Annotated in this window: 21 protein-coding genes; 11 read left to right on the top strand and 10 right to left on the bottom strand. The window is 68.5% G+C overall.

Translation table 11 applies throughout. The features are described from left to right. Positions 1 to 102: 102 nt before the first annotated feature. Genes sfnG through LGN19_RS35975 form a run of 3 tightly spaced genes read right to left on the bottom strand, consistent with a single transcriptional unit; the run spans position 103 to position 2,375 of the window. A complete protein-coding gene (gene sfnG / locus LGN19_RS35985) occupies positions 103 to 1,206 on the bottom strand; it encodes a dimethylsulfone monooxygenase SfnG (protein WP_175969043.1) in 1,104 nt (367 codons plus the stop codon). A gap of 37 nt (positions 1,207 to 1,243) precedes the next feature. Further along, positions 1,244 to 1,804, bottom strand: a complete 561-nt coding sequence (gene msuE / locus LGN19_RS35980; protein ID WP_174959819.1) for an FMN reductase — start codon at positions 1,802 to 1,804, stop codon at positions 1,244 to 1,246. 46 nt (positions 1,805 to 1,850) lie between these two features. After that, complete coding sequence (locus LGN19_RS35975) at positions 1,851 to 2,375, bottom strand: hypothetical protein (protein ID WP_226219860.1); 525 nt, start codon at positions 2,373 to 2,375, stop codon at positions 1,851 to 1,853. A gap of 45 nt (positions 2,376 to 2,420) precedes the next feature. Between LGN19_RS35975 and LGN19_RS35970 the strand changes: the two genes are divergently transcribed. The 3 genes from LGN19_RS35970 to LGN19_RS35960 all read left to right on the top strand — a co-directional run bounded on the left by LGN19_RS35970 (position 2,421) and on the right by LGN19_RS35960 (position 6,688). Next, the gene (locus LGN19_RS35970; protein ID WP_226219859.1) at positions 2,421 to 3,653 is read left to right on the top strand and encodes an acyl-CoA dehydrogenase family protein; all 1,233 of its coding nucleotides are present in this window, start codon (positions 2,421 to 2,423) and stop codon (positions 3,651 to 3,653) included. Beyond that, positions 3,650 to 4,738 carry a sigma-54 interaction domain-containing protein gene (locus LGN19_RS35965; RefSeq protein ID WP_226219858.1) on the top strand — a complete coding sequence of 363 codons (1,089 nt, stop codon included), beginning with the start codon at positions 3,650 to 3,652 and terminating at the stop codon, positions 4,736 to 4,738. Before LGN19_RS35970 ends, LGN19_RS35965 begins: the two co-directional genes overlap by 4 nt. 249 nt (positions 4,739 to 4,987) lie before the next feature. Beyond that, positions 4,988 to 6,688 (top strand): dihydroxyacetone kinase family protein, encoded by a 1,701-nt coding sequence (locus LGN19_RS35960; RefSeq protein ID WP_226219857.1) that lies wholly within the window; start codon positions 4,988 to 4,990, stop codon positions 6,686 to 6,688. A gap of 136 nt (positions 6,689 to 6,824) precedes the next feature. Here LGN19_RS35960 and LGN19_RS35955 read toward each other — a convergent pair whose 3' ends face one another. The 3 genes from LGN19_RS35955 to LGN19_RS35945 all read right to left on the bottom strand — a co-directional run bounded on the left by LGN19_RS35955 (position 6,825) and on the right by LGN19_RS35945 (position 8,705). Next, positions 6,825 to 7,286: a hypothetical protein gene (locus LGN19_RS35955; RefSeq protein ID WP_226219856.1), complete on the bottom strand. Its 462-nt coding sequence runs from the start codon at positions 7,284 to 7,286 to the stop codon at positions 6,825 to 6,827. A gap of 58 nt (positions 7,287 to 7,344) precedes the next feature. Then, positions 7,345 to 7,632, bottom strand: a complete 288-nt coding sequence (locus LGN19_RS35950) for a DUF1330 domain-containing protein (RefSeq protein WP_226219855.1) — start codon at positions 7,630 to 7,632, stop codon at positions 7,345 to 7,347. Positions 7,633 to 7,844: 212 nt separating this feature from the next. After that, on the bottom strand, positions 7,845 to 8,705 hold the full coding sequence (locus LGN19_RS35945) for a MaoC family dehydratase N-terminal domain-containing protein (RefSeq protein ID WP_226219854.1): 861 nt from the start codon (positions 8,703 to 8,705) through the stop codon (positions 7,845 to 7,847). A gap of 308 nt (positions 8,706 to 9,013) precedes the next feature. Here LGN19_RS35945 and LGN19_RS35940 point away from each other — a divergent pair, with 308 nt between their 5' ends. From LGN19_RS35940 to LGN19_RS35910, 7 genes are all read left to right on the top strand, one after another. Next, positions 9,014 to 9,493, top strand: coding sequence for a MarR family winged helix-turn-helix transcriptional regulator (locus tag LGN19_RS35940; protein WP_043185339.1), 480 nt, complete (start codon positions 9,014 to 9,016; stop codon positions 9,491 to 9,493). Then, positions 9,490 to 11,622 (top strand): FUSC family protein, encoded by a 2,133-nt coding sequence (locus LGN19_RS35935; RefSeq protein ID WP_226219853.1) that lies wholly within the window; start codon positions 9,490 to 9,492, stop codon positions 11,620 to 11,622. The genes LGN19_RS35940 and LGN19_RS35935 overlap by 4 nt, the downstream gene beginning before the upstream one ends. Positions 11,623 to 11,656: 34 nt before the next feature. Next, entirely contained in the window at positions 11,657 to 11,869 is a 213-nt protein-coding gene (locus LGN19_RS35930; RefSeq protein ID WP_011350409.1) for a DUF1656 domain-containing protein, read from the top strand. A gap of 1 nt (position 11,870) precedes the next feature. Then, positions 11,871 to 12,866 carry an efflux RND transporter periplasmic adaptor subunit gene (locus LGN19_RS35925; RefSeq protein ID WP_226219852.1) on the top strand — a complete coding sequence of 332 codons (996 nt, stop codon included), beginning with the start codon at positions 11,871 to 11,873 and terminating at the stop codon, positions 12,864 to 12,866. Then, positions 12,863 to 14,380, top strand: coding sequence for an efflux transporter outer membrane subunit (locus tag LGN19_RS35920; RefSeq protein ID WP_226219851.1), 1,518 nt, complete (start codon positions 12,863 to 12,865; stop codon positions 14,378 to 14,380). The genes LGN19_RS35925 and LGN19_RS35920 overlap by 4 nt, the downstream gene beginning before the upstream one ends. A 151-nt stretch (positions 14,381 to 14,531) precedes the next feature. Next, positions 14,532 to 14,957, top strand: coding sequence for a TOBE domain-containing protein (locus tag LGN19_RS35915; protein WP_122950221.1), 426 nt, complete (start codon positions 14,532 to 14,534; stop codon positions 14,955 to 14,957). Positions 14,958 to 15,041: 84 nt separating this feature from the next. Beyond that, positions 15,042 to 15,632 carry a nitrogen fixation protein NifQ gene (locus tag LGN19_RS35910; protein WP_122950651.1) on the top strand — a complete coding sequence of 197 codons (591 nt, stop codon included), beginning with the start codon at positions 15,042 to 15,044 and terminating at the stop codon, positions 15,630 to 15,632. 546 nt (positions 15,633 to 16,178) lie between these two features. Here LGN19_RS35910 and LGN19_RS35900 read toward each other — a convergent pair. Further along, entirely contained in the window at positions 16,179 to 17,240 is a 1,062-nt protein-coding gene (locus LGN19_RS35900; protein WP_122950222.1) for a DMT family transporter, read from the bottom strand. Positions 17,241 to 17,741: 501 nt separating this feature from the next. Continuing rightward, complete coding sequence (locus LGN19_RS35895) at positions 17,742 to 18,440, bottom strand: ProQ/FinO family protein (RefSeq protein WP_226219850.1); 699 nt, start codon at positions 18,438 to 18,440, stop codon at positions 17,742 to 17,744. A 755-nt stretch (positions 18,441 to 19,195) separates the two neighbouring features. On the opposite strand from LGN19_RS35895, the gene LGN19_RS35890 reads away from it, so the two are divergent. After that, positions 19,196 to 19,780 (top strand): DUF2889 domain-containing protein, encoded by a 585-nt coding sequence (locus LGN19_RS35890; protein ID WP_175223295.1) that lies wholly within the window; start codon positions 19,196 to 19,198, stop codon positions 19,778 to 19,780. 127 nt (positions 19,781 to 19,907) lie between these two features. Here LGN19_RS35890 and LGN19_RS35885 read toward each other — a convergent pair whose 3' ends face one another. Beyond that, complete coding sequence (locus LGN19_RS35885; RefSeq protein WP_174962315.1) at positions 19,908 to 20,399, bottom strand: flavodoxin family protein; 492 nt, start codon at positions 20,397 to 20,399, stop codon at positions 19,908 to 19,910. Positions 20,400 to 20,405: 6 nt separating this feature from the next. Further along, a complete protein-coding gene (locus LGN19_RS35880) occupies positions 20,406 to 20,546 on the bottom strand; it encodes a hypothetical protein (protein ID WP_226219849.1) in 141 nt (46 codons plus the stop codon). Positions 20,547 to 20,588: the final 42 nt, after the last annotated feature.

The following is a 20,588-nucleotide window of genomic DNA, read 5'->3' as shown; positions in this document are numbered from 1 at the left end:
CGAAACGTCAAACCGGGTCGACCCGCAAGAACCAGCGGTGTCGCCCCTTCGATCGGCCTGCGCGCGGCACGCGTGAGCGCCCGCCGCGCACCGGCCTCCGCATCACGCGGCAACCGCCTGCCGCTGCGCCTCGAGCTCGCGCACGAGCGGCAGTACGCGCTTGCCGAAGTACTCGACTTCCTCGATGAAGTGCAGGAACCCCGCGAGCACGAGATCGACGCCGATCGCCTTCAGCGCGACGATCCGCTCGGCGATCTGCTGCGGCGTGCCGATCAGGTTCGTGCGGAAGCCGTCGTTGTACTGCACGAGATCCTCGAACGTCGACTTCGCCCAGTTGCCCTCGCCCTCCGGCGACGCGCTGCCGGCCTGCTTCACCGCATCGCCGAACGCATGCACGGCCTCGACGTGCGCGTGCCGGATGATGTCGTCGAGCACCGCCTTCGCCTCTTCCTCGGTATCGCGCGCGATCACGAACGCGTTGACGCCGATCCGCACGCGATGGTTGTTCGCGGCCGCCTTCGCGCGGATGTCGTCGATCTGCGCCTTCAGGTTCTCCGGCGTATTGCCGTTCGTGAAGTACCAGTCCGACACGCTCGCCGCGTTGTCGCGCGCCGCCCGCGAGCTGCCGCCCTGGAAGATCTCCGGATGCGGCTTCTGCACCGGCTTCGGGCTCAGCGTGTAGTCGTTGAAGCGGTAGAAGTCGCCCTTGAACGTGAAGTTGTCCTGCGTCCAGATGCCCTTCAGCGCCTGGATGAATTCCTTCGAGCGCCGATAGCGTTCGTCGTGCTCGAGCCACGGCTCGCCGATTGCGGTGAATTCGCCCTTGAACCAGCCGCTCACGACATTGATCGCGATGCGCCCGTTCGAGATGTGGTCGATCGTCGCGAGCTGCTTCGCGACCACGGCCGGATGCCACGGCCCCGGCAGGATCGCGGCGAGCACCTTGAGCTTCGTCGTCGCGTGCAGCAGCGCCTGGCTGAACGACACCGACTCGTGCTGGTATTCGGCGCCGTAGCCGGCCGTGAAGCGGATCTGGCTCAGCGCATACTCGAAGCCGGCCGCCTCGGCCGTGCGCGCGAGCTGCTGGTTGTATTCGAGGCTCCAGTCGGTGCGCTGCTCGATCGTGCTGACGACGAGGCCGCCGCTGACGTTCGGCACCCAGTAGGCGAACTTGACGCCGTCGGCGGAAGGATCGGTATGGCTCATGAGTGTGTCCTGGTCGAGAGAAAAAATCGCAGGCGGCCTACGCGGCCGCGACGGAAAGCGCATGCGGGCGCAGTTGCGGCACCGCGCGATCGACGGCGAGCGCGATGCGCGCGCGCAATGCCGGGTTCGCGATCTGGTACTGGTCGAAATCGCTTTCGGATGCGTACACGCCGATCGGCAACGTGCGTGCCTGGAAGAAGCTGAACAGCGGGCGGAGCTGGTGGTCGATCACGAGCGCATGACGCTCGCTGCCGCCGGTGGCCGCGAGCAGCACGGGCACGTCGATCAGCGCTTCGTGATGCACGAGGTCGAACAGGTGCTTGAAGAGTCCCGTGTATGACGCGCGATACACGGGGCTCGCGACGACGAGCGCATCGGCCGTCTCGATCGCGCGAATCTGCGCGTCGAGGTCGGCCGGTACCTGCTTGCGCGTCAGCGCGCCGGCCAGCCGGCCGCCGATCTCGCCGAGTTCGATCAGCCGCGTGTCGATCGGCAGCGCGGCGCCGAGTGCCGCGACGATCGCGTCGGTCAGCGCCAGCGTGCGCGACGGCCGTTGCAGGCCGCCCGATATCGCGACCACGTTGATTGCATTGCTCATCGGTTGCCTTCCCATTGTCGAGTCGGGTGCCGACGCACCCATCACGTCATCGGTCAGCAAGGAGCGTGCCATTTCGACGGTCTCGATGAAAATCGATCGTCTGCATGACGAAATGCATCGCGATCGACGGCCTGTCGCAGCCCTCCCGTCGATTGCAGCACGTCGATAAGCCTGCCAGACGCGGCATCACATCCATATTCCGCAGCGCGATGAACCGGAGGAAACAGCGCTGCTGATGCGCTGCTGCGTGATCAGCAGCGCTGTGCCCGCCAAGCACGTTTTTCCGTTTCGACACGGATTCCGGCAGGCGTGCGGCGTCCGTCGGGTTGCATTGGCGCCAGCTTTTCGTGTTCATGCGCCGGCGCGACTCGTACCACTCTTGTAGTAGCGTCGACATGACTGCTGCATCGTCACTTGGCGTGCCGCCGATCGCTGCGCCGCACGGCCTCGCCACGCGCAACTGCGTCCACCGCAGCAATCCGGCATTGGTTATCAGAAATCGATGTTTCCCGCGTAGCGCAAAACGTTGAACACTCTGCTGATCACGCAGCACCCGGTCAGCAACGCCCATCGCGGCCTGACCGTTTTCGTGCAGCGACCCGACGCATTCATCGCCATGACATCCATTTCCGTATCGCCCCGCGCGGAAAGCCTGCGCGTCGTCACGCCGTCCCGCGTCGAACCGGTGCCCCCTGACGCGCTGCAAATCGCCGAGCGCCTGGCGGCCGGCTTTGCCCGCACCGCGGCCGAACGCGACCAGCAAGGCGGCACGCCAAAGGCCGAGCGCGACCAGTTGCGCGACAGCGGCCTGCTCGCGCTGAGCATCCCGGCCGCCTACGGCGGCCTCGGCGCGAGCTGGCGCACGACGCTCGACGTCGTCCGCGTGCTCGCGGCCGCCGACAGTTCGCTCGCGCACGTGTTCGGCTTCCATCACCTGATGCTCGCGACCGTGCGGCTGTTCGGCGCGCCCGCGCAGTGGGAATCGTGGTTCGAGCGCACCGCGCGCCAGCAGTGGTTCTGGGGCAATGCGCTGAATCCGCTCGACGAGCGCACGATCAGCCGCTCGCGCGGCGCGTGGCACGAATTCAGCGGCCAGAAGAGCTTCTGTTCGGGGGCGCTCGATTCGCAGATGCTGATCGCGTCCGCGCACGACGCCGACACGCGCACGTTCCTGATCGCCGCCGTGCCGACGCAGCGCAGCGGCATCTCGATCGCCGACGACTGGAACAACATCGGCCAGCGCCAGACCGACAGCGGCACGGTCACGTTCGAGAAAGTGCGCGTCGAGGATCACGAACTGCTGACGGACCCCGGCCCGCTGTCGACGCCGTTCGCGTGCCTGCGCCCGCTCGTCGCGCAGCTCGTGCTGACAAACGTGTATCTCGGCATCGCCGAAGCCGCGTTCAACGACGCGCGGCACTACACGCTGCACGAGGCGCGGCCGTGGCCCGGCGCACAGGTCGAGAGCACCGGCGACGATCCGTACATCCTCGGCCAGTACGGTGAATTCTGGATCGGACTCGAAGCCGCACGCGTACTCGCCGATCGCGCGGCGGACCGGCTCGACGCCGCATGGTCGCGCGATGCGGCGCTCACGCAGGCGGAGCGCGGCCAGGTCGCGCTCGCCACGGCCGCGGCCAAGGTGTCGGCCGCGCGCACCGGGCTCGATCTCTGTACGCGCATGTTCGACGTCGCCGGGGCACGCGCGACGCACGGCGCGCTGCGGCTCGACCGGCACTGGCGCAACCTGCGCACCCATACGCTCCACGACCCGCTCGCATACAAGATTCGCGAGATCGGCGAATGGGCGCTCAAGCGAACCTATCCAACGCCGGGCTTCTACTCGTGAACCACTCCCCTTCCGATGCGTGGCCCGACGCCGCGCCCGTCCTCACGCTGCCCGACCGGCCCGCGCTCACGACATCCATTCGTGCCCGCGCGCAGGTGTTCGTCGATCCGCACTCGGTCGCGCTGCTCGAACGGATTCGCCTGGTCGCGCCGAGCGACGCGAACGTGCTGATCGTCGGCGAGACCGGTACCGGCAAGGAACTGATCGCGCGCCACGTGCACGGCCTCAGCCGCCGCAGCAACGGGCCGTTCGTCGCGGTGAACTGCGGCGCGTTCTCCGAGACGCTCGTCGAGAGCGAACTGTTCGGCCACGAGAAAGGCGCGTTTACCGGCGCGTTCAGCGCAAAGCCCGGCTGGTTCGAAGCCGCGAACGGCGGCACGCTGTTTCTCGACGAGATCGGTGACCTGCCGCTGTCGATGCAGGTCAAGCTGCTGCGCGTGCTGCAGGAGCGCGAGGTGGTACGGCTCGGGTCGCGCACGGGCGTGCCGATCGACGTGCGCGTGGTCGCCGCGACCAACGTGGATCTGCAACAGGCCGTCGCGCACGGACAGTTTCGCGGCGACCTGTTCTACCGGCTCAACGTCGTGCAGCTCGCGGTGCCGACGCTGCGCGAACGCCCGGGCGACATCCTGCCGCTCGCGCGCCACTTCTTCGACGACTACCGGAGCCGCCTCGGCTACGGGCCGCGCAGCATCGATCCGCGCGCCGAGCGCCGGCTCGAGGCACATGGCTGGCCCGGCAATATCCGCGAACTCGAAAACGTGATCCACCACGCGCTGCTCGTGAGCCGCCACGACGCGCTGCAGGAGGCTGACCTGCACCTCGCGTCGCCGGGCGTGCCGACCGCCGCCACGTCTGCACCGGAGCCGGCTGCCGGCGCGCAGGCCGCGCTCGAACGCGCGCTGCGCGACCTGTTCGACGAGGATCACGGCAATCTGTTCGAACGCATCGAGGACACCGTGATGCGTGTCGCGTTCGAATTCAGCCACCGCAACCAGATCCAGGCCGCGCGCCTGCTCGGCATCAGCCGTAACGTGCTGCGCGCGCGGCTGATTCGCGCGAAGGAAATTGCGGCGATGAAGTAGCCACGTATGGGAGCGCGCCGCCGCCCCGCTCCGGCGCGGGTCGCGCCGCGATCCGTGCAGCAACGTTCGAACCTGATGTATCGTGGCGCGAAGCGTGCGCCTCGTCTCGCCCCTGCATACGGTCATCCCATACATGGCTGCCTGCCCACGACGACAAGGCGCCCGCACGATCCTCCGCAACACGAAAGGCCGTCCGGCGCCCGTGCAGGCCCGGCCGAGCCTCGTTCACCCGTCCGGAACCCCGTCGCCATGAAAAAGCTTGTCAACCGCCCGTCCGATGTCGTGCGAGAAATGCTGGAAGGTATCGCACGGCAGTCACCGCATGTCGCGATCCTCGGCGACGAGCACGTGCTCGTCCGCCAGCCGCTGCCCGAGCCGGCGCAGCGCGCCGTCGCCATCCTCTCCGGCGGCGGCAGCGGCCACGAGCCCGCGCACGGCGGCTATGTCGGCGAAGGGATGCTGAGCGCGGCCGTCTGCGGCGAAGTGTTCACGTCGCCGTCCACCGACGCCGTGCTCGCCGCGATCCGTGCCAGCGCCGGCCCGAACGGCGCACTGCTGATCGTGAAGAACTACACCGGCGACCGGCTCAATTTCGGGCTCGCCGCCGAGCTCGCGCGGGCCGAAGGCATTCCGGTCGAAACGGTCATCGTCGCCGACGACGTCTCGCTGCGCGGCCGCGTCGAGCGCGGCCAGCGGCGCGGGATCGCCGGCACCGTGCTGATCCACAAGCTCGCCGGCGCGGCTGCCGCGCGCGGGCTGCCGCTCGCCCGCGTCGCCGCGATCGCGCGCGACGCGGCGGCCGAGCTCGGCACGATGGGCGTCGCGCTCGACGGCTGCACGATCCCGGGCGCCGACAAGTCGGGCTTCAGCCTCGCCGATCACGAGATCGAACTCGGCCTCGGCATCCACGGCGAGAAAGGTGTCGAACGCCGCGCGCCGCTGCCGGCCGATGCGCTGGTCGACACGCTGCTGTCGAGCATCGTCGCCGATCTCGTGCTCGACCGCGGCGAACGGGTCGCGCTGTTCGTCAACGGCCTCGGCGCGACGCCTGACATGGAACTCGCGATCGTGCTGCGCGCCGCGTACGACAACCTGCACCGGCGCGGCATCGTCGTTGCGCGCGCGTGGGCCGGCACGTTCCTGTCGGCACTGAACATGCCCGGCTGCTCGATCTCGGTACTGCGGCTGAACGACGAACGCGCGGTGCTGCTCGACGCGCCGACGCAGGCGCGCGCATGGCCGGGCGGCGGCGCCGTGAATACGCAGATCCGCGTGGCCGCGGCCGCCGTGCAGGAAGCTCCGCTGCCGCCGCTCGATGCGGCTGGCCGCGCGTGGGCGGCGCGCCTGCAACCGGCGCTGCACGCGGTCGCGCAAACACTGATCGATCACGAGCAGACGCTGACGGATCTCGACACGGCGGCCGGCGACGGCGATCTCGGCGCGAGCATGCTGCGTGCCGCCCAGGCGATCCTCGCACTGCCGGAAACCGCGTACGGCACACCGGCCGGCGCGCTTGCGGCGCTCGGCGCCGCGTTGCGCCGCGCGATCGCCGGCAGCTCGGGGCCGTTCTATGCAACCGCGCTGCTGCGCGCGTCGCGCCGGCTGGCCGAGATCGCCGAGCCATCGGCGCGCGACTGGGCCGCGGCGTTCCGTGGCGCGGTGGATTCGATCAGCGAACTGGGTGGCGCGCACGCCGGCGACCGGACGATGCTCGATGCGCTGGTGCCGGCCGTCGCCGCGTTCGAGCGTGCGCTCGACAACGATCGCGATGCCGCGGGCGCCTGGGCCGCCGCGGTCGAAGCCGCCGAGCACGGCGCGCAGGAAACGGCACGCATGACGCCGCGCGCCGGGCGCGCGAGCTATCTCGGCGAACGCGCGATCGGCACGCCGGACGGCGGCGCGGTCGCGGTGTCGTATTGGCTGCGTGCATTGCAGACGCACATCGGGTGAAGGGTGAAGGCGCGGCGCGTGCCTTCAATGCATCGGCACGCATGACGCCATGTCGCGTCGCGTGCCGATGCCGCGGATCGCTGCGATGCGGGCGGCGTCGCCTCCGTCGACTCCGCATCGAACCGTCCGCAATCAATCAGCGCGGCTTCGTCCGCCCGGGCAACAACGCCGCGCCGACCGCCGCCGCGCCGAAACTCGCGAGCCAGCACCAGTAGCCGATCGCGTCGAGATGCACCGGCTCGACGTCCCCCGCTTCGTTGACGGCGATCTGGTGCTGCGTCAGGAAGCTCATCCCGAACAGCAACGCCAGTCCGGCCAGCACGACCGCCTGCGCGCGGTAGCGCTTCGCCGTCAGCAGCCAGGCAGCGAACACGAGCGGATTCGCAAGCCATGCATAGATGCCGCCAAGCACACCCATCCAGCCCGTCAGCAGCACTTGCCAGCCGTCGGCCCACGGATGCGGGACGGGCGCGCCGGTGCGGAACGGCGCGGTGAACATGGCGACCAGATAGAACAGCACGCTGATCGCGAACAGCACGATCGTGGCGCGGCCCATCGGCGGGCGAACGGGTGCAGTGGCGGAGATCGATGTATTCATGGGCGGGGCGGGCGCCCGGCGTCGCAACGCGCCGCCGGAAACGCGCGACGTGGGTCGTTCAGACGCCTTCGACCAGCACGGCGCGATAGCGCGCGCCCTTGAACCGGTGCTGCACGACGGCCTGGTATTCGGGGCCGCGATACCACGCATGCGCGGCTTCCTTCGACGGGAACTCGACGATCACGACACCTTCCGGGCCGTCGCCCTCGAGCGTTTCCTGCGGCCCGTAGGCCGCGAGCACTTTCACCGGATGCCCGGCGAGCGTCGCGCCGACCTTGCTCTGGTAGAGGTCGAATTCCTGCTGGTCCTGCATGCTTTCACGTGTAAACACAATGTAGGTGGCCAAGATACGTGCTCCTGATGCGATGCGTGGCAAGTGGAAGGGCCGGCCGCGCGCCGCGCCGTCCGGCGAACGGCACGCGACCTGCTCGCAGATTACAGGGGATTGCCGACGAGCGTCAGGGCCCGCCCGAGTGCCAACCCGGGCGCCGACAGCGTGCGGTAACGGCCATCCGTGTACCGATCTTGCTGCATCGCGGATCAACGGAACGGCGCCCGTCACGCCAGGGTCGCGGTCGCCTGCATCGTCAGCCAGCCGTCGCGATCCTTCGCCCACAGCTCGATCGAATTGCCGTCGTCCGACGGCTTGCCGCACAGCGTGAACGGCTCCCCGTCGAACGTCGGGCGCACCGCGCGGAACGCGAAGCTCGCGAGCGTCGCTCCGGGCTGTTCGCGATGCACGAGATCGACGAGCAGCGTCGCGATCAGCGGGCCGTGCACGACGAGCCCCGGATAGCCCTCCTCCTGCGTCACGTAGCTGCGGTCATAGTGGATACGGTGACCGTTGAAGGTCAGCGCCGAATAGCGGAACAGCATCACGGCATCGGCCGTGACCGTGCGTGACCACGTCTCGCCTGCCGGCGCCGCGATCGGCTTCGGCGCGGGTGCGCCCGGCTGAGGCGCATCGCGATAGACGATGTCGTGCTCTTCCTCGACGCACAGCACGCCGTCACACTCGATCCGGTGCTGCACCGTCACGAAGACGAGCCGGCCGCTGCGGCCCGTCTTGTCCTCGAGGTTCGCGATCGTCGATTCGCGCGTCGCGCGCCGCCCCGTGTGCAGCGGCGCATGGAACGTCAGGCGGCCGCCGGCCCACATGCGGCGCGGCAGCGGCACCGGCGGCAGGAAGCCGCCGCGCTTCGGGTGGCCATCGGGGCCGACTTCGGCCAGCGGCGCAACCGGCAGGAAATAGAGCCAGTGCCACATCGGCGGCACGACGTCGCCGGGCGACGGACGGTCGAGCGTGGCGGCCAGCGCGTTCAGCGGGAACGCGGTGATGTCGTCGCCGAGCGTTTCGGTCTTGCCGAGCCACGCGTCGAGCGACGCGTGGCCAGGGGGCTGCGAGGATGAAGTGGACACGTGCGGAATCTCCGGGAGGCTTGCAACGGTCCCAATATGCACGCCGCGCGCCGTTTCGCGAAGCCGGATTTCCCGAACCCCGGCTTCGAGCCTGCCTGACCTGCCGGGTTGCGCTGCCGGATGCCTTTCATCTGACCATTCGATCGCGGCCGCCGCACGCTCCCGCGCCGACCACCTTACAGCTTGACCATCGCCGGCACGCCGCCTAAATTGCTTCAAACGAGCCGGCCGCGCCGCGAGCGACGTGTCGTCAGGGTGACAAAAACGATAGTTTGCTATCGAATTATTTTGCCCCTATCATCTCGCCCATGACCAATCTGCACGACCTCCGTCTCGCCGTCAGCAGCCTGCTCGTGCTGTCCGCGCGCAAGTGGCGCCGCACCAGTGACGGCGTGCTGAACGCATACAACGTGTCCGAAGCCTGCGCGACGCCGCTGCTGATCGCCGGCCGCCTCGGCGAAGGCGTGCGGCAAGGCACGCTCGCCGAACACGTCGGCATCGAAGGGCCGTCGCTCGTGCGCCTGCTCGACCAGCTGTGCGCGGCCGGCCTCGCGCGCCGCGACGAGGATCCGCACGACCGCCGCGCGAAGACGATCTCGCTGACGGCCGCCGGCCGCGCGGTCACCGCGAAGATGGAAGAAGACCTGCGCGCGCTGCGTGCGCAGGTGCTCAAGGGTGTCACGCGCGCCGATCTCGAAGCGACGCTGCGCGTGCTCGACGCCTTCAATGCATCCGAGTCGCACACGCCCGCCGCGCGCGCGTCCCACACCGGCAACGCCACGTCATGACCTATCCGAGCCTGCGCGACTGGCTGTTCTCGGGCAAGACGTTCGCCGCGTCGATGCTGGCGCTGTACCTCGGCCTGTATTTCCAGTTGCCGCGCCCGTACTGGGCGATGGCGAGCGTCTACATCGTGTCGAACCCGTTCGTCGGCGCGACGCGCTCGAAGGCGCTGTATCGCGCGCTCGGCACCGCGCTCGGTGCGGCCGCCGCGATCTTCTTCGTGCCGCCGTTCGTCGAGACGCCGCTGCTGTTCGCGATCATCGTCGCCACCTGGTGCGGCACGCTGCTCTACCTCGCGATCTCCGACCGCACCGCGCGCAGCTACGTGTTCATGCTCGCCGGCTATACGATGCCGCTCGTCGCACTGCCGACCGTCACCGATCCGTCCACCGTGTTCGACGTCGCGATCGCGCGTACCGAGGAGATCGTGCTCGGCATCGTGTGCGCGAGCGTGGTCGGCAGCGCAATCTTCCCGAACCGGCTCGCGCCGACGCTGATCGAGCGCACCGACGCGTGGTTCAAGGACGCCGCGCTCTATGGCCGCGAAACGCTGTCCGGGCACATTGCCGGCAAGGCGCTGTCCGCGTGCCGGCAACGCCTCGCGGCGACCATCACGGGCCTCGAATTCCTGCTGAGCCAGCTGAGCTACGACCATGCGCATCCGCGCATCCTCGCGCGCGCACAGGCGCTCGCGGGCCGCATGCAGCTGTTCCTGCCGCTGATGTCGTCGCTCGCCGATCCGTTGATCGCGCTGATGCGCGACCTGCACATCCGGCCGGCCGGACTCGACGCGCTGCTCGCCGATGCCGCGAAATGGTTCGACGCGCCGCTGCCGGCCGTCAGGGCCGGCAGCGACGGCGACCTGACCGACGACCCGGTCGCGGAACGCCTGCGCGAACGCATCGCCGCGCTGCAGCCGGGCGACGACGCGCTCGCGAGCTGGGACGGCGCGCTGCTGTCGAACGCGCTGTGGCGGCTGCGCCAGGTCATCGACATCTGGCAGGACTGCCGTTCGCTGCGCGCGCTGATCGGCAACGAAGCGGGCGTCTGGCAGCCGCGCTACCGGCACTGGCGGCTCGGCGGCACCGAGCGCTTCTTCGATCGCGGGATGATGCTGTTCTCGACGCTGACCGTCGTCGCCGCGATCGTGTTCGCGAGCTGGCTGTGGATCGCGTCCGGGTGGCACGACGGCGCCGCGGCCGTCACGCTCGTGGCCGTGTCGTGCAGCTTCTTCGCCGCGCTCGACGAGCCGGCGCCGCTGGTGTTCAAGTTCTTCCTCGCGACGACCGCAAGCGTCGTGTTCGCCGGCCTGTACCTGTTCGTCGTGCTGCCGCACGTGCACGATTTCGCGATGCTCGTGGTGATGTTCGCAGGCCCGTTCATCCTGATCGGCACACTGCTGCCGCGCCCGCAGTTCAACATGGTGACGATGCTCGTCGCCGTGAACACGGCCACCTTCATCAGCATCCAGGGTGCGTACGACGCCGATTTCTTCGTGTTCCTGAACAGCAACCTCGCGGGCGTCGCCGGGCTGCTGTTCGCCTATGTGTGGACACGTGCGACGCGGCCGTTCGGTGCAGAACTCGCGGTGCGTCGCCTGCTGCGCTCGGGCTGGGAAGATGTCGCGCGTTCCGCGTCGACGCAACCGCTCGACGACCAGCGCAACCACGCGTCGCGCATGCTCGACCGCGTCACGCATCTGCTGCCGCGCCTCGGCGCGTCCGACGACCATCGCCATCCGTCGATCGAGAGCTTCCGCGACCTGCGCATCGCACTGAACGCGCTCGACCTGCGCCGCGCGCGCCGCAAGCTGTCGGGCGACATGCCCGATGCGATCGACCGCGTGCTGGCCGGCGTCACCGATCACTACGAACGCTGCGCCGCCGCGAACGCGCGCCAGCCGGCGCCGCCCGCGCTGCTTGCGACGATCGACGATGCACTGCAACGCGTCGCGGGCCGCAACCTGCCGGGCGCCACGCAGGCGGAAAACGGCGCGGCGCCCGCTGCGCCGGCCACGCCCGCCACGCATCGCCGGCTGCGCGACACGCTGCACGCGCTCGTCGGCCTGCGCCTGTCGCTGTATCCGGCCGCGGCGGGACAGCCGCCGCAGGCGTCGGACGGAGCACGCGCATGATCCCGCTTTCCCATCCGTCTTTCCGACCGCGACCATGATCGGCGAAATCGACATCTTCGGCGTATTCGTGCCGGCCCCGCTCGTGCTGATGCTGATCGCCTACCTGATCAACATCGTCGTGCGCGCCGTGCTCGAGCGCGTCGGCTTCTACCGCCTCGTCTGGCACCGTTCGATCTTCGACCTCGGCATCTACGTGTTCGTGTTTGCCGCCGTCGTGATCGTTTCCCACCATCTCGTGGCTACCTAACGTGAAAAAAACCTGGCTCTCGGCAGGGCAAATCCTGCTCACCCTGATCGTCGTCATCGTGGCCGCCATCGTGCTGTGGCGCATCGTCAACTACTACATGTTCTCGCCATGGACCCGCGACGGTCACGTGCGCGCCGACGTGATCCAGGTCGCGCCGGACGTCGCAGGCCTCATCACGTCGGTGCAGGTTGCCGACAACCAGGAGGTCAAACGCGGCCAGGTGCTGTTCGTGATCGACCAGGCCCGCTACACGCTTGCGGAACGGCTCGCCGAAGCCACGCTCGCGCAACGCCGCGCGACGCTCGCCCAGGCGAAGCGCGAATATGCCCGCAACCTGCAACTCGGCAACCTGGTCGCGAGCGAGCAGGTCGAGGAAAGCCGCACGCGCGTCGAACAGGGTGAAGCCGCCGTCGCCGACGCGCAGGTGTCGCTCGATACCGCCAAGCTGAACCTGCAACGCACGACGATCGTCAGTCCCGTAGACGGCTACCTGAACGACCGCGCACCGCGCGTCGGCGAATACGTGCCGGCCGGCCGCGCGGTGCTGTCGGTCGTCGACCGCAATTCGTTCCGCGTCGACGGCTACTTCGAGGAAACCAAGCTGCGCGGCATCCACATCGGCCAGCCGGTCGACATCATCGTGATGGGCGAGCCGCATACGCTGCGCGGCCATGTGCAAAGCATCGTCGCCGCGATCGAGGATCGCGACCGCACGCAGGGTGCGAACCTGCTGCCGAACGTGAACCCGGCATTCAGCTGGGTGCGGCTCGCGCAGCGCGTGCCGGTGCGTGTCGTGCTCGACGAGGTGCCGGAGGATTTCCGGATGATCGCGGGCCGCACTGCGACGGTCTCGATGCGCGAAGCCGACACGCGCCGCGACGACAAAGCGAAGCCGGCCGCTGGCGCGTCGGCGGCGGCCGCCAGCACGGCATCGGCCGTCACACCGGTATCGACGGCTTCCGGCACGGCCGCCGGCGCAGCAGGAGCATCGCAATGAAACGGCACGGTCTGCGCCTCGCCGCGACGCTCGCGCCGCTTGCGCTCGCACTCGGCGCGTGCAAATCCGTCGGCCCCGATTACACGCTGCCGCAGCAGGCGTACGTGAATGCACCGCTCGCGAACCATGCGCTCGACGATGCGAACGGCACGCTCGTGTCGCGCGACGCCGTACCCGGGAACTGGTGGCAACTCTACGACGACCCCGTGCTCAACGGGCTCGTGCGCGATGCCCTGAAGTCGAACACCGACCTGCGCGTCGCCGCGGCCAACCTCGCGCGCTCGCGCGCGGCACTGGAAGTCGCGAACCAGCAGGGTGGCTTCTCGGGCGGCGCGGAAGCCGCCGTGCAGCGCGCGCAGGAATCGGCCGAGCAATACCTGCTCGAGAACAAGCTGCCGGTCGTCAACGAAGGCACGGTCGGCATCAACGTATCGTACGAGATCGACCTGTTCGGCAAGCTGCGGCGCGGCGTCGAAGCCGCGCGCGCGGACAGCGAGGCCGTCCGGGCTGCCGGCGACCTGGCGCGCATCACGGTCGTCGCCGATGTCGTGCGCGCGTACGTCGAATCGTGTTCGGCCGGCGACGAGCTGGCTGTCGCGAAGCAGTCGCTCGCGCTGCAGAAGCAGCGCGTCGCGCTGTCACAGCGGCTGCGCGACGCCGGACGCGGCAACCAGACCGACGTGACGCGCGGCGTGACGCAGGTGCGCACCCTCGCCGCCGATATCCCGCGCTTCGAAGGCCGCCGCAAGGTCGCGCAATACCAGCTCGCCGCGCTGCTCGCGCGTTCGCCGGCCGACCTGCCGAAGGCCGTCGCCGAATGCGAGCACCTGCCGAAGCTGCGCCAGCCGATTCCGATCGGCGACGGCGCCGCGCTGCTGCGCCGCCGCCCCGACGTACGCGAAGCCGAGCGGCAACTCGCCGCCTCGACCGCGCGCATCGGCGTGGCGACCGCCGCGCTGTACCCGTCGATCAGCATCGGCGCGTCGGCCGGCTCGGTCGGTGTCGCCGCCGACCTGTTCTCGTCCACGACGAATCGCTGGTCGTTCGGCCCGTTGATCAGCTGGTCGTTCCCCGTCAACGGCCAGCGTGCGCGGGTGCGCGAAGCCGAAGCCGCAACGGGCGGCGCGCTCGCGCACTTCGACGGCGTCGTGCTGAACGCGCTGCGCGAAACGCAGTCGAGCCTCGCGACCTACGCGGCGGACGTGCAGCGCACGGAAGCGCTGCGCACGGCCTACGAATCGGCACGCAATTCTGCCGACGAAACGCATCGCCTCTATCTGGCTGGCCGCGAGTCGTTCATCTCCGATCTCGACGCGACGCGCACGCTGACGAGCGTGCAGGCGCAGGTCGCCGCAGCCGAAGGCCAGGTCGCAGCCGACCAGGTGCGGCTCTTCCTCGCGCTCGGCGGCGGGTGGGATGACGATGCGGCGCCCGACGCGTCGAAGCCGATGTCGAAGCAGGCGCCGGCAAGCGGTGCATCGGCAGCCTCGGCCGCCGTCACCGCAGCCGAGTAACCCGCCGACGAAACCCCGCGACCGTTCGCAACCGGAATCTCGGGCATCGCAAACCCGAGCCGCATTTCGCCGGCATTGACGGTAAACTCGTCCGCAATTTCCCGTCTTTTACCCACCGCCCGCCGGGCGGCTCATTTTCCGGAGATCCATCATGCGAACCAGCGCCCGCAACCACTTCGCCGGCCAGGTCAGCGCCGTCAAGACCGGTGCCGTCAACGACGAAATCACGCTCCGCACGCAGGACGGCCTCGACATCGTCGCCGTGATCACCCACGGCAGCGCGGCGTCGCTGGGCCTCGCGGCCGGCTCGAAGGCATTCGCACTCGTGAAGGCGTCGTCGGTCATCGTGATGGTCGACGTCGACAGCAGCAAGGTGTCGGCCCGCAACTGCGTCGCGGGCACCGTATCGTCGGTCGTGAAAGGCGCGGTCAATTCGGAAGTCGTGATCAAGGCCGCGGGCGGCGCCGAGATCGTCGCGATCGTCACCAACGACAGCGTCGATCGCCTCGGCCTCGCGAGCGGCACGGCCGCATCCGCGATCTTCAAGGCATCGAGCGTGATCGTCGGCGTCGAGTGAACGCGTGACGATCGCGATGGCGATCCGTTTGGCACCGCGCATTCACGCGAATCGCGCGGTGCGGCTGTCGGGCCGGTGCACGCGATGACCGCCGCGTTCGATCATGCTCAACAACGGGCGCTGCCGTTGCTGCTGTCCGCAGCGGCCAGCGCCGACACGCCCGATGCACGCCTGTTCGGCGCACTCGTTGCGGCACGCGCGCACCGCAATGAGCTAGGGCTGCTCGGCCTGTCTCACACACAGCTGGCCGGCCTGCTGGCGCGACAGTTTCCGCGCCTGCCTGCGGCCGATGCCGCGGCACTCATGTCGACGGCCGCAGTGACGCTGCTGCCCTCCACTCACGCGGCGTTCGTCGCGACACTGCACTCGCGACTGATGGACGACGCAAATCCCGCCGCCGACCGCGACGACGCCGGTTGCCTCGCGTCGATCATCGCGCACGCGTGCCTGCGCCCCGATCATCTGTGGCGCGATCTCGGGCTCGACGGGCGCGATGCGGTCTCCGCGATGCTCGATCGCTATTTCCCCGCGCTTGCCGCGCGCAACGTCGCTCACCTGCGCTGGAAGAAATTCCTCGCCCAGGAAGTGGCCGCATCGCTCGATGTGCCGCCGGGCCCCGCCCCCGGCTGCCCGGGCTGCGAGGATTTCGGCTTCTGCTTTCCTCACACGCGATAGTCACCACGGCGGCCCGTGCCCGCCCATGCGATTCACCGCATCGCCATCCGGAACCACCGCGTTGACTGACAGGGCGAGCCCCAAGCGGCCGACGCGCGATTCCGAAGTCACCGCGTGCTTCTACGAAAAACCGGGATTCGCTGAAACCTGACGCGACGACGGCGGGATGATCCTCAACCGCGGCGACCTGTTGCTGGCATTCCGTCCGCACCCCGAACGCGATCCGGTGACGAGCGGTTCAGTCGCTGCTTCCGGCTTGCGGACGTCGCCACGTTCTTCGACGACGTGCCCGCAGCCGGCATTCCGGAACACGCGACCGGCTGGCCACGTGCACACCGGCCGACGCGCGTAGCCGGGGGCGGCACGATCGGCGCACCGAGCGATCAGGACGGTTCGCCGATCCGGTTGATCGAGACCGAAGACCAGGTTCGCGCCCGCGGTTGCTGCCGCACTCGGGCAGCGCGGCAGACAGATGCGCACGCGATGCGGCGCACGCCCCATAAACGGTCACCTTGCGATCCGTATTGCCTGCCGGCCATGACGCGGTCAATGCCGGTGCCGGTGATGAATGTCCGGAAAATGCGCATGGCTGTGCGTGATCGGCAGATGCACGTGCGGATGCGTGTGCGGTTCGTTGCCGTCGTACGCAAAATCGTGCGCATGCTGATGATGTTCGTCATGCCGATGCCGGTGCGTGTGCTCGAGCCGCTCGTGCGCATGCGTGTGTTCATGGCGTTCACGAACGTGCAGCCAGATGCCGAGCGCCATCAACGCGGCAGCGATCCAGAACGTCGCGGGCGGCAGTGCGGGCCAGATCAGCAGCGACAGCACGACGCCGAACAGCGGCGCGATCGAGAAATACGCGCCGGTGCGCGCGCTACCGAGATGGCGCAGCGCGACGACGAACAGCACGAGGCTGATCCCGTAGCCGCCGAGGCCTGTCAGCATCGCGGCGGCCGTGACCGGGACAGCCGGCAGCGTCGCACCGGTCGCCAGCGCGATGCCGATGTTCACGGGTCCCGCGATCAGCCCCTTCACGCACGCGATGACCATCGCGTCGTTCGCGGCCACCTTGCGGGTCAGGTTGTTGTCGATCGCCCAGCACAGGCATGCGCCGACGATCAGCAACGCGCCGACCGGTACACCGGACCGGCCCGGCGTCCACGACAGCAGCGTGCCGCCGGCGACGATCGCGACCATCCCGAGGAACACCTGCGTATCCACGTTCTCGCGAAACACGACCCACGCGATGACGGCCGTCAGCACGCCTTCGAGATTGAGCAGCAATGCGCTCGTCGCTGCTGGTGTGCTCGACAGCCCGAGCATCAGCAAAGCCGGGCCGGCCACGCCGCCCGCCGCGATCGCGCCAGCCAGCCACGGCAGGTCGGCGCGCTGCAGCGGCGCGGCATCTGCGGTCGGCGCATGACGGTTGTGCAGGCGGCGGAGCAGGATCCCGATACCGAGCCCGACGCCGCTGCCGAGATAGAACAGGCCCGCGACCATGAACGGCGACATCGCGCCGATCAACGCCTTGGCGAGTGGTGTCGCGGCGCCGAACAACGCGGCAGCGGTAAGCGCGACGAGAATCGCGGAATGTCTCGAGTGCATGATTCGGTTTGAATTGACGTTGAAAGGCGCCGGCTGTGGCGTCGGGTCGTGTCGCAGTCGGCTTTCCGTACCTTTCGAAATGCAAGCTGCATCGCACCGGCCAGCTTGCTGCGCGCCCTGACGACCCGGTCGAGATTATCGCGCGTCATCATGTCACGACGACCGGATGCGAACCCCCACATGCCAATCGACGGTTCCGGCATGACTCTATTTTAGGAAACCGAATTAATTGAATGAAGCGTTGCCGCGTTAAGAATGGGCGTACCGTCCGTGCGCATACGACAACGTCGACACATCGCGCATGCAGCGCCGATCGACGAACGTTCTTCGTTCGATCGCGTGGTCGGTTCGAGGCGGGATGGATGAGGACCCGGCACGTCGAGCGCCGGTGAGAGCAGTCCTGACCTGCCTCTTTCGAGGCAGGTCAGCCTGTCGTGTCATTCGCCGCAGGCGATATGCATGCGAGGCAGCGCCCTGCGGTATGCAGCGGCGCGGTGCCGGTTACTCGTTTCCGGCCGTTTGCTGCTCGACCTGCGGTGCTGCGTCGGTTTGCGGCACTGCGTCGGTTTGCGCTTCCACGTTCGCCGGTTGCGGCTCGACTGCGGCGGCCTCGGCTGCGGCGGCCTCGGCTTGCTGCTCGGCCTTCGGCTGCTGCTGCGCGCCCTTGGTCGACTGCGCCGTGCCCTTGCCGGGGCGGCGCGCCTTCAGCCGGCGCGCTCGCGCTGCGTCGTCGTGCGTGACGCGCCCTGCTTCGTTGCCCTGCAGATCGACCCGCACCGCGTCTTCGACGAGGCACGACCAGTAACGGTTACCACGGCACCACGTCGACATCGCTTCGCGCAGTTCGGCTTCGTTGAGCCCGACGGCCTGTGCTTCACGCGCGAGGTCGTCCCAAATGCCAACTTTGAGCGGCACTTTAGGGGCCGGATTCTTCGGGAACGCACGCGGAAACTTACGCTGCAGTTTGCCGATCGCAACGATGACCGGATCGACCGGCGCCGACGGCTTCGCCGCAGCGGGCTTCGCGCGATGCGGTGCTTTGCCGCCGGCCGCAGCCGGCTTGGCGCCACGCTGCGGCTGGTCGCCGGACTTCGGCTTCGCGCCGGTGTCCGCCGGCGCTGCCGGCCGCTTCGCGTTGCGCTCCTGCTTGGCCTTCGCTGCGAGCTGCGCCCGCAATTCGGCAAGTTGTTCAAAACCCATAAATTCAATCCACCAGGAATATAAGGTGTGGTTCGTGCGGCCATGCCGCGCGGCGTAAAAGCTTCGCCGCCATGCGGACGACCCGTCTGCCGCCGATGCGGAACACTACGGGGCCGCATCGCGCACGCCACTCTGTTTTCAGGCACCCGGCCACGATGCCGGACAAGGCAGGAGTGGAAGTATACCGGTACGCGCGACGGCCGGTTGACTCGCTGGTCTGCATTGGCCCGATTCGGGGCACCGGAAATGCGTCCGTGCGGTCGTGTTGCGCATTATATGGATACGTTTCCGGAAGTCACGCCGTTCATCCACTTCGGCGGAAATCGGGGCCATCTTGCGCACGGCAATCGACCCGGCCGCATCGATCGACGCCACACGCGCGGTATTCCGCCTTGGGATGTCGAACGCGATCGTGCCACCTTGGGGCGTCCCGGGCCCCGGACGACTCGGCATCCCGGAAAACACCGTCGGCCGCGTGCCATTCAACGATCACGGCAATGCGAGGCGCGCGGCGATCGAGCGGCGCAAGTGTCGCGACGTGCGGTTCCCTCCTTCGATGACATCGGTGCCCGTACACGACTCGTTGCGTCCGCACCGATCCCGTGGCGTACGAGGATGCCGAAAAGTGCGTAGTATGGCCGGATCGATGTCGTCGGCAACCTGCTGCGGCCGTTTCGCCGCGCACCTGGCCAGGCCAGCCGTCGACATCCCGCTTGCCTGCGAAAAGAACCGGTTGTACGAAACGGAGCAGAGACATGGTTCCCCCACCCGACATCCCGCACGACGGCATCACGCGCGAGGAGATTCACCATCGGCAAATCGACATGCGCGGCTATCGGCGCAGCGACGGCCAGTTCGAAGTAACGGCCTGCCTCGCGGATCGCAAGACCTTCGATTTCACGCCACCTGGCGGCACGCGGACGGTCGCTGCGCTGTCGCCGATCCACGACCTCGGCGTGACGCTGGTCTTCGACGCCGACATGGTCGTCCGCGCCGTATCGACGTTCCTCCGGTCGCATCCATATGCGCAGTGCCCGGGCGGCGGCGACTCGCTGCAGGCGCTCGTCGGACTGAGCATCGGTGCCGGCTGGAACAGCGAGGTTCGCAAGCGCCTGCCGTCCTGCGATACGTGCACGCACCTGAAGGAATTGCTCGGCCCGATCGCCACCACGGCCTACCAGACGATGGTCGGCATGCGGAAGTCATCGCTCGAGGAGCGCGACAGCGAAGGAAAACCGCTCAAGATCGACAGCTGCCATGCCTATGGCGCATCGCGCGGTCTCGTGAAACGTCTTTGGCCCGAATACCATCGGCCTTCGGCGACGGCAAAAGGCAGCTAAGGGCCCGGCCTTCGGCCAGCCCTGTGCCCGCCGGATCGGTGCCGCACGAGCGTGCATGCGTTGCGTGCACACACGAGCGGCGACCCGGCCTCGCGCCGGCCGAGCGTCGCTGTCACGCAAACGGCGATCAGAAAACCCCCAGCGCAAGTCCCGCTGCAAGACCGGCGCCCAGTTCGGCGCAGCGCGCGAGGTCGTCGCCGTCGATCGTCTTCGCCGCGAGGATGCGCTCCGGCGTCTGCGCGTGCGTACAGACGATCAGGCCCGGCGCCACGTTCTTCAACCGCCATCCGGTCGCGATCCGGTCGATCTGGCGCAACGCGTTCTGTCCGTCGCTTCCCGCGCAGATCATCACCGCATACGGGCGGCCGTTCACGCGATCGAGCGCCGCGTAGTAGCTGCGGTCGAAGAAATCCTTCATCAACCCGGACATTGCCGCGAGATTCTCCGGCGTGGCGAACAGGTAGGCGTCGGCGGCGAGCACGTCGTCTGCGCTGGTCGCGTCCGCGCGCTGCAGCCTGACGTCGACGCCGGGTTGCTCGCGCGCCGCGCCGGCAGCCGCTTCGGCCATCTGTTGCGTGCCTCCGGTCATCGTGTGATAGACGATCAACAGCGTCTTCATTCGTCGTCACTCGCGTTCGGTTTCAGGTGCGCCGGCCGCATCGCCGGTTTCTACTGGATGGCCCGCCTTCATGCGGGGCGGTTCCGCGTTTGCTTCCGCGGGTTTGCCGGTTTGCCGGCTCGTCGCTGCCTGACGCGCGTCGATCATGCGCATCGCGCCGGTTACGATCCGCGCAGGTTCGACCGGATG

Source organism: Burkholderia sp. AU30198 (assembly GCF_020419825.1).
Taxonomy (GTDB): domain Bacteria; phylum Pseudomonadota; class Gammaproteobacteria; order Burkholderiales; family Burkholderiaceae; genus Burkholderia.
Note: the sequence above shows the minus strand (reverse complement) of the source record. Positions and strands in the feature narration are given on the sequence as shown.